The sequence below is a fragment of the Flavobacterium sp. genome (assembly GCF_035760125.1).
In the GTDB taxonomy this organism is placed as follows: domain Bacteria; phylum Bacteroidota; class Bacteroidia; order Flavobacteriales; family Flavobacteriaceae; genus Flavobacterium.
In genome coordinates, this window is record NZ_DASTTN010000199.1 from 1 (window position 1) to 4,713 (window position 4,713).

The following is a 4,713-nucleotide window of genomic DNA, read 5'->3' on the forward strand; positions in this document are numbered from 1 at the left end:
GGCCGCCGAAAATGAAAGAAGGGCTAAATTACTTCTGCAAAAAGAAGCCATCAGTCAAGAAGAATATGATATTGCAAGAGCTGACCATAAATCAACTCAAGCCCAAAGTCAATTGATCAAGGCTCAAATTGCAAAAACATCGGTTCGTGCCCCTTTTTCTGGGAAAATTGGATTGCGCGCCATTTCGCCGGGAACTTATATAACACCAACTGTTTTGGTGGCCAAATTAGTAAACAGCAGTAAATTAAAAATAACTTTTTCGATTCCTGAAAAATATGCCTCTCAAGTAAAGACAAATACTCCTTTAAGTTTTACTGTTGAAGGTTCTGATGAAAAATTTATGGCGAAAGTCTATGCTATAGAACCGGAAGTGGCTGTTGACACACGCACACTTCAGGTACGAGCGATTACAGAGAACAGTCAAGGGAAATTATTGCCAGGTACTTTTGCAAATGTTGCATTGCCTTTGAGTATTATAAAAGATGCAATTATTGTTCCTACAGAAGCAATAATTCCAGTTCAAAACGGTAAGAAAGTTTACATTGCTAAAAACGGAATGGCCAAAGAAGTTATGGTAGAAACCGCCACAAGAACGGATGCTTCTATCTTGATTCTTTCTGGTTTGAAAGCTGGTGACACTTTATTGACAAGTGGTGTAATGTCCTTAAAAGACGAAGCTCCTGTTAAAGTAATCATTAAATAAAACTCTAAAAACTAAAAATACTTAAATGAGTTTATCCACTTTAAGCATAAAAAGACCTGTAATGACCATCGTTATGAACTTAACGATTATTTTGTTTGGTATTATTGGTTACACTTATCTGGGAGTTAGAGAATTCCCGTCAATTGATCCTGCCCAAGTTTCGATTCGAACGAATTATACAGGAGCCAATTCTGATATTATTGAATCCCAAATCACCGAGCCTTTAGAAAAAGCAATCAATTCAATAGATGGAATCCGAAATGTAACGTCTTCAAGCGCACAAGGAAGCAGCAATATTACAATTGAATTTAATTTGGATAAAAATCTTGAAGAAGCTGCCAATGATGTTCGTGACAAAGTATCTCAGGCGATTCGAAATTTGCCTCAAGATATTGATGCACCACCAGTTGTTTCTAAGGCTGACGCCAATAGTGATGCGATTATTTCGATGACAGTACAAAGTGATACTCGAAGTGCATTGGAACTGAGTGATTATGCTGAAAATGTTATTGGACAAAGACTTGAAACTATACCGGGAGTTAGTGGAGTTCAAATTTGGGGACAAAAGAGATATGCTATGCGATTGTGGATTAATCCAGAAAAACTGGCTTCCTACGGATGTACTGTTTCAGAAGTTCGTGATGCCCTAAACAGTCAAAATGTAGAATTGCCCTCTGGAAAAATTACAGGTGACAATACTGAATTGACTGTAAAAACGGTTGGAAATCTTTCTAAACCAGAAGAATTCAACAACATTATTATTCGGTCAGTTGGTGAAAAAATAGTTCGCTTTAGTGATGTTGGTACTGCTGTATTGGGGCCTGAAAATGTAGAGACCAAAATGACCCAATCAGGCACTCCCCTAGTTGGTGTGGCTATTGTACCGCTTCCTGGAGCCAATTATTTGGATATTGCAAGTGAATTTTACAAGCAATTTGAACGTTTAAAAAAGGATTTACCAAGTGATATCAAATTAAATATAGCCATTGATAATACTGTTTTTGTAAAAAAGTCAGTGATTGAAGTAGCAGAAACGCTAGGGATATCAATTGTATTGGTGATTTTAATTATCTTTTTGTTTTTTAGGGATTGGGCAATTGCTTTCAGACCTTTAATAGATATTCCCGTTTCCTTGATTGCTACATTCTTTATTATGTGGCTTTTTGGATTCTCGATAAATGTACTTACACTACTTGCAATTGTTCTTGCCACAGGATTGGTTGTGGATGACGGTATTGTAGTAACCGAGAATATTTTCAAAAAAGTGGAAGAAGGAATGTCGCCTATAGAAGCGGCGATAAAAGGATCGAATGAGATTTTCTTTGCGGTTATTTCGATATCAATCACCTTGGCAGCGGTATTTTTACCAGTTATTTTCTTAGAAGGTTTTGTCGGGCGATTGTTCCGTGAATTTGGAGTCGTCATCGGAGCTGCAGTATTGATTTCGGCTTTCGTATCTTTGACATTAACTCCGATGTTGAATGCTTATTTGATGAAAAGTGGAGAACAAAAAAAATCTAAATTTTACATTCTTACTGAACCTTATTTTGAAAAATTAAACAGTGGTTATGCAAACGCACTGGAACGTTTTATGAAAAGGAAATGGTTGAGTTTCCCAATTCTTATCGTTTGTTTTGGTTTAATTTATTTGTTCTTTAATATTTTGAAAAAAGAAACAGCGCCTTATGATGATCGTAGTGGTTTTGTCATGCGTATGACAACACCCGAAGGAGCTTCCTATGATTATACCGATCGCTTCATGCAGGAAGTATCCAAATTGGTTGATGATTCCATTCCTGAGAAAAAAGTGAGTTTGGTGATTACTTCTCCGGGTTTTGGTTCTTCCTCTGTAAATAGTGGTTTTATACGTGTATCCTTGGTTGAACCTGATAAGAGAGAAGCTTCTCAAAAGGAAATTGCAGATAAATTGACCAAATGGACTGGCCAGTATTCCGAAGCCAAAACATCGGTTATTGAACAACCTACTATTGCAGTGAACAGACGTGGTGGTTTACCGGTTCAATACATTATTCAAGCTCCCAATTTTCAGAAGTTAAGAGAAAAAATTCCTTTGTTTATGGATGAAGCGGCTAAAAGTGATGTATTCTCTGTTACTGATGTAAATTTAAAATTCAATAAACCCGAAATCAACGTTTCTATTGATAGAGCAAAGGCTGAAAGTTTAGGGATTTCTGTAAAAGATGTTGCTCAAACATTACAACTTTCCTTGAGTGGTCAACGTTTTGGGTATTTTATTAGAAATGGAAAGCAATACCAAGTAATTGGTCAGTTTGAAAGAGAAGATCGTTCAAAGCCTTTGGATTTGACTTCAATGTATGTCAAAAACAATAAAGGTGAACTCATTCAAATGGACAATGTGGTTAAGATTGAAGAGCAAAGCAATCCTCCGCAGTTGTATCATAATAACAGATATATGTCGGCAACAGTTTCTGCAGGTCTTGCTCCAGGCAAAAGTCTTAGTGATGGAATTGATGCGATGAACGAAATTAAAGCCAAAGTTCTTGATGATTCATTTACCACTGATTTAGGAGGAGAATCCAGAGATTTTGTTGAAAGTAGTTCGAATACTTCTTTTGCCTTTGGATTGGCTTTATTGTTGATTTTCCTAATATTAGCGGCTCAATTTGAAAGTTTTGTTGATCCTTTTATTATTATATTGACTGTACCAATGGCAGTTGCCGGAGCATTATTTTCGCTTTGGCTGTTCAATCAAACCTGGAATATTTTCAGTCAGATTGGAACAATTATGTTGATTGGATTGGTAACGAAGAACGGAATCCTGATTGTCGAATTTGCTAATCAGTTGCGAGAGCAAGGAAAACCAAAATTAGAAGCGATTTTAGAAGCTTCAGAATCAAGGTTGCGTCCTATTTTGATGACGAGTTTGGCAATTTCTTTAGGAGCTTTGCCAATTGCATTATCGCTAGGTGCTGCAGCAACAAGTAGAATTGGTATGGGGGTTGTTATCGTTGGAGGTACAATTTTCTCTTTGATACTTACTTTATTTGTAATTCCAGCTTTGTATTTAATGTGGTCTAAGGCTCGTAAACATTACCCAGAATTTGATCATATCGATGAATATGAAAACGAAGTGAAAAAATAATTTGGATATAAAATTCTTAAAAGAAAGAAAATAACTTAAATGATGAATACTAAATTTTTTTTTAAAAGTCTCTTATTGCTTTTCTTTTGCTTTGCAATAGGAAATGCACAAGAAATGCTTACTCTTGAAAATGCGGTTAAAATTGCATTGGAAAACAATTATGAAATAAAAATTGCAGATAATAATTTAAAAATAGACAAAACGAATGTGGCTATCGGAAATGCAGGAATGCTACCTTCTATAACTGCAGCAGCTACAGATAATAATAGCATTCTGAATACTTCTCAAACCCGATCAGACGGGACTACAGTTGAGTTGAAAAATGCCAAAAACAATAATTTGAATTATGGTGTTGCTTTGGATTGGACTATTTTTGATGGTATGAAAATGTTTGCCAAATACGATCAATTGAAGGAATTGCAAAATATGAGTGAGGCACAAAGAAAAATGACCATTATCAATAAAATAAGTAGTGTTAATTCGGTTTATTATGATTTGATACAGGAACAGCAACAATTATCCGATTTGGATTCTACAATTATCATTTCGCAAAAAAGATTGGAGTTTACCAAAAATAGATACACTATCGGAAAAGGCTCTAAACTGGATGTGTTAAATGCTCAGGTGGATTTGAACACGGATCTTGGTAATTTATTAAAGGAAAAACAAACATATGCCAACGCTAAAACACTTTTGAACCAGATTTTAGCGAGAGATTTGAATACCGATTTTAAAGTTTCTGAAGGAATAAATGTAGACCGAAAATTGAAACTTGTTGATTTAATAGCATTGGCAGAAAAGCAAAATCCTGAGTTAGAGATGCAAATCATCAATAAAAAAGTAACAGAACTTGAATTGAAGCAAATCAAAGGAGAACGCTATCCAA

At 35.4% G+C, this 4,713-nt stretch carries 3 protein-coding genes; all 3 read left to right on the forward strand.

Annotated features, from left to right (window positions below; genetic code table 11):
• Positions 1-703: efflux RND transporter periplasmic adaptor subunit (locus VFS71_RS07495; protein ID WP_326400309.1), on the forward strand; the 703-nt coding region annotated here is incomplete at its 5' end.
• Between the two features lie 25 nt (positions 704-728).
• Positions 729-3,827 carry an efflux RND transporter permease subunit gene (locus tag VFS71_RS07500; RefSeq protein WP_326400310.1) on the forward strand — a complete coding sequence of 1,033 codons (3,099 nt, stop codon included), beginning with the start codon at positions 729-731 and terminating at the stop codon, positions 3,825-3,827.
• A gap of 42 nt (positions 3,828-3,869) precedes the next feature.
• Positions 3,870-4,713: TolC family protein (locus VFS71_RS07505; protein ID WP_326400311.1), on the forward strand; the 844-nt coding region annotated here is incomplete at its 3' end.

What these genes read in the sequence shown, in the direction of transcription:
- VFS71_RS07500 (WP_326400310.1), top strand. Translation starts at nt 729, where the DNA reads ATGAGTTTATCCACTTTAAGCATAAAAAGACCTGTAATGACCATCGTT.